This window comes from uncultured Aquincola sp. (genome assembly GCF_964001545.1).
Classification (GTDB): domain Bacteria; phylum Pseudomonadota; class Gammaproteobacteria; order Burkholderiales; family Burkholderiaceae_C; genus Aquincola.
This window is the reverse complement of record NZ_CAXFDV010000419.1, coordinates 1-4,082: the sequence shown is the minus strand read 5'-3', so window position 1 is coordinate 4,082 and position 4,082 is coordinate 1. Positions and strand designations below refer to the sequence as shown.

Genomic DNA, 4,082 nt, shown 5'->3' with positions numbered 1-4,082 from the left:
TGCTGCGCAGGCTGGCGGCGTCGCCGGTGCTCCAGCCCGCGGGCGTGATCGCGTCTTCCTGCGCTTCGGTCTTGGCGCGCAGCGGCTGCCCCGACGGCAGGCGGATGCCGCCGCCCTTGATGGCCAGCGCATCACGCACCTGGGTCCAGGCGGTTTCGGTGGTGCTGAACACCGTTTCACCGGCGCCATTGAGGCTGACGCCGATGCCCAGCGGCGCCAGCGCACGGTCGAGCTTCTTGACGTTGTCCTGCAGCGTGGCGCCGGCTTCCAGCGTCACCGTCACCGGCGCGCTGCGGCCCTGGCCGAGCGAAAAGCTCAGCGTCTCGCGGTCCCCGGTGCTCAGCGCCGCGCTGTCCAGCCCGCGGATGGAAAAGCGCCGGCGCGCCGGCGTTTCGGCACTGAAGCGCAGCTGGCTGTCCAGCGCGCCGCCGGTCATCAGCTCGCGCTGGCGCCACAGGTCGTCCAGCGATTGCAGCTGCCGCCCGGCGGCGGTGGCGCTGCTGCTGGTCGCCGTCTGCTGCAGGCCGTGGTTGCTGCTGGTGGCCGCGCGCTGGCTGGCCAGCTGGGCGCTGAGGGTGTTCTTCAGCTGCTGCAGCTGAGAACTCATGCGCTCCAGGTAGTCGAGCGTGCGCTGGGCGTCTGCCGTCTGCTGGTTGCGGTCGGGGTTCCAGTTCTGGCGCGCGACGCGCAGCGGCCGGGCTTCGTTGCCGCTGCCTTCGGCCGCAGCCGCTTCGCCCGCCGAACGCGCCTGCGCCGCCGTGGTCGGCCGGCTGCCTTGCGTGTTGACGGTGGACGATACGGCTTGCATGGCGTGGTCAGATGACGTCGAAGAGCGACAGCCCGCTCACCTTGGCGTAGGCCTTCTGGGTGGCTTCCAGCGCGGTGCTGTAGCCCTGCAGCTTGACGGCCGCTTCGCTGTAGTCCAGGCCGCCCAGCGTCAGGCCGGCCTGCTTGTTCGACAGGCTGACGTTGGCATGGTTGTCGCCCAGCGTCTGCAGCGTGTTCTGCGCACCGCCGATGCCGGCGATCAAGGTGCTGATGCGGTCGATGCCGCCGTCCACCGCCGTCATCGTGGTGGTGAGTTCGGCCCGCACCGCGGGTGTGTTGACGCTGACGCCCGACTCGAAGCTGCTGATCGTGCGGTCGAGCTGGTTCAGCAGCGCGGCCATCTGGTCCAGGTGCACGTTGGCCGGCTGGGTGATGCCGTTGCCCACCACCACGTTCTGCACGCCGGCATTGCCGGTCCAGCCGTAACGCGAGCCCGCCGGCTGGGTGTCGTCGAGGCTGAGGGTGGGCGTGTTGGTGGCCGTGCCCGAGAACATGTAGCGGCCTTCCTGGTCGCGGCTGTTGGCGGTGAAAAAGAGGCTGTCGCGCAGCGACTTGAGCGAACCCGCCATCGCCGCCACGTCCTCGGGCGTGTTGCCGCCGTCGGACCCCCACACCAGCAGGTCGCGCACCTGCAGCAGGTCGGTGCTCATGCCATCGAGCAGGGCTTCGTTCTGCTGCAGCCGGGTGCCCAGTGCGCTGATGTTCTCGCGGTACTGGTCCAGGGCCGCTTCTTCGCGGGTGAGCCGGGACAGGCGCACGGCCGTCACCGGGTCGTCCGACGGCACCGTCAGCTTGTTGCCGCTGGCGATGCGTTCGAGCATTTCCTGCGCGCGCGCCGAGGCGTTCTGCAGCGCGGCGTTCATGGTGTTGTGGTACTGGGTGCTGGCAATGCGCATCGGTCCGCTCCCGTGATCAGATCATGCCCAACGTGCTGTCGAACAGCTCGTTGGCCACCTGGATCACCTTCATGTTGGCCTGGTACATCTGCTGGTACTGCAGCAGGTTCACGGCCTCTTCGTCCTTGTTGACGCCGCTGGTGGACTTCCAGCTGGCCTCGGCCTGGTTGCGCACCGTCTGGGCGGTGCTCAGCGCGGCCTGGTTCTGCTGGCTGTCGGTGGCCAGCTTGCCCACCAGCTGCGAATAGACGTCGCCCAGCAGCACGTTGCCAAGCGAGGTGAGGGTGACGGGTTGCTGTTGAAGCGCGATCACGGCCAGCAGATTGTCGCTGCCGCCCGGTTGCAGCGGATCGCTTGAAAAGCCCAACTTTTGCGGCAGAACCGCCGGATTGATCTTCAGCAGGCTGGTGGAGCTGGTGGCATCGAACACGAACAGCGGCTGCCCGGCCGAGCCGTCGGAGCCATAGCCCGCCGTCAGCTTTGCATTCACGTTGCTCGAGAGCTGGTCGGCGGTTTCGGTGATCGAGCGCGCCAGCGGCGTGAGGATGCGCGCCTGCAGGTCGTCCAGCCCGCCCAGCTGGCCGCCCAGCGGCGTGCCGGCCAGCGAGAATGTCTGGTTGGCGAAGTCGAGCTTGAGCGTCTGGCTGCCGTCGGGGTTGACCTGGGCGCGCATGGTCGACGGGGTCGAGCCCACCACCAGCGGCTGGCCGCCGCGCAGCGACACGCTGCGTGTGCCGTCGGGCTGGTTCACCACCTGCACCTGCACCAGCTTGGCCACGTCGTCGATCTTCTTGTCGCGCTCGTCGATCAGGCCGGAAGCATTGACGCCCAGGCCGGTGGCCGCGGCGATCTTGTCGTTCAGCCGCGCCACGTCGGCCGACAGCGTGTTGACCTGCTGGACCACCGTGTTGCGCTGCTGCGCGATGGCGGTGCGCTGGTTCGACAGCACCGTCTGCAAGCTGTTGAAGCGCTGGGCCAGCGCATCGGCCGCGGTGATCACCTGCTGGCGCAGCGGCGAGGAGCCGGGCTCCACGCTGGCCGCGTTCAGCGCCGAGAAGAACTGGTCCAGGCCGCCGCTGATGCCCGACTCGCCATCGCCCATCACCTGTTCCAGCTGGGTCAGGTAGGCCTGCGACACGTCGCGCTGCGCCAGTTCGGAGGCGGCCGTCCACATCTGCAGGCTTTTGTAGCTGTCGCTGAAGCGGATCAGCGCCGGCACGTTGACGCCGGCGCCCACGGCGGTGGCGCCCGAGCGGGCCGGCTGCACCGTGGCCAGCTGCACACCCTGGCGGGTGTAGCCGTCGGTCATCACGTTGGCGATGTTCTGGCTGGTCACGTCCAACCCGATCTGGGCGGCGCGTGTTCCGGACAGGGCGGTCTGAATGAGGCTCATGGACGTCGATCCGGGTTGGCGGGCCCAAGCCGGGCCCGCTCACAAGGGGAAGGCGACCGGCCGGCCGCCGGACTTAAGCCGGGGCGAACCCGAAGCCGCTCAGCGCTTGGCGGGCGGGGTCGCCGCGGGCGTGGGCGTGGGCGTCGGTGCCGGCAACAGCTGGCGCAGCAGCGCATCGGCCACGCCGAAGGCGCGCTGGCTGGCCATCTGGTCGGCCATCAGGCCATCGGCCAGGTCCAGCATGTCGTCGTTGGTCTTGTTCTTGAACGGGCTGTCCTCGTCGGCCAGCTCGCGCATGCTGCTGCGCATCTGGTGCAGCATCTGCTTGATCATCTGCGCCTCGAACTTCTCGGCGGCCTGGCCGGCCTTAATGCGCAGGGCTTCGTCGTCGGTGGCGGCAGGGCCGCTGGCGCGGCCGCGCAGGGGTTCGGTGCCGTTCATCAGATCACCACCAGTTCGCCGTCGATCGCGCCGGCCTGGTCCAGCGCCTGCAGGATGGACATGATGTCGTCCGGCGTGGCGCCGATGCTGTTGATGGCGTCGATGATGGTCTGCAGGTTGGCACCGGCCGGCCACTTGAACATCGTGCCCGAGCCCTGGTCCACGTTGACGCGCGACTGCGGCGTGACCGCCGTGTTGCCGCGACCGAAGGCATTGGGCTGGCTGACCTGCGGCGTCTCCGAGATCACCACCTTCAGTGAGCCGTGCGACACCGCGGCCGGCTTGACGGTGACGCCATCGGCGATCACCACCGTGCCGGTGCGCGAATTGAAGATGACCTTGGGTACCTCGCGGCCGACGTCGATGGGCAGCGCTTCCAGCGCTGCGACGAAGGCCACGCGCTGGGTCGGGTTGGCGGGCGCCACCACGTCCACGCTGGTGGCGTCGCGGGTGCTGGCCACCGGGCCGTAGGCCTTGTTGATCGATTCGACGATGTTGGTCGCGGTCTGGAAGTGCGGGCGCTT

5 protein-coding genes are annotated in these 4,082 nt (G+C 68.9%); all 5 read right to left on the bottom strand.

The genetic code is table 11. The annotated features are described in order from the left end of the window. Positions 1 to 808: hypothetical protein (locus tag ABNT58_RS14275; RefSeq protein ID WP_348754129.1), on the bottom strand; the 808-nt coding region annotated here is incomplete at its 3' end. A 7-nt stretch (positions 809 to 815) separates the two neighbouring features. Further along, on the bottom strand, positions 816 to 1,724 hold the full coding sequence (flgL, locus tag ABNT58_RS14270) for a flagellar hook-associated protein FlgL (RefSeq protein WP_348754128.1): 909 nt from the start codon (positions 1,722 to 1,724) through the stop codon (positions 816 to 818). Positions 1,725 to 1,740: 16 nt separating this feature from the next. Beyond that, positions 1,741 to 3,117, bottom strand: coding sequence for a flagellar hook-associated protein FlgK (gene flgK, locus ABNT58_RS14265; RefSeq protein WP_348754127.1), 1,377 nt, complete (start codon positions 3,115 to 3,117; stop codon positions 1,741 to 1,743). Between the two features lie 99 nt (positions 3,118 to 3,216). Further along, on the bottom strand, positions 3,217 to 3,558 hold the full coding sequence (locus tag ABNT58_RS14260) for a rod-binding protein (RefSeq protein ID WP_348754126.1): 342 nt from the start codon (positions 3,556 to 3,558) through the stop codon (positions 3,217 to 3,219). Then, positions 3,558 to 4,082 (bottom strand): flagellar basal body P-ring protein FlgI (locus ABNT58_RS14255; protein WP_348754125.1); only part of this gene is annotated, 525 nt, incomplete at its 5' end. The genes ABNT58_RS14260 and ABNT58_RS14255, both read right to left, overlap by 1 nt.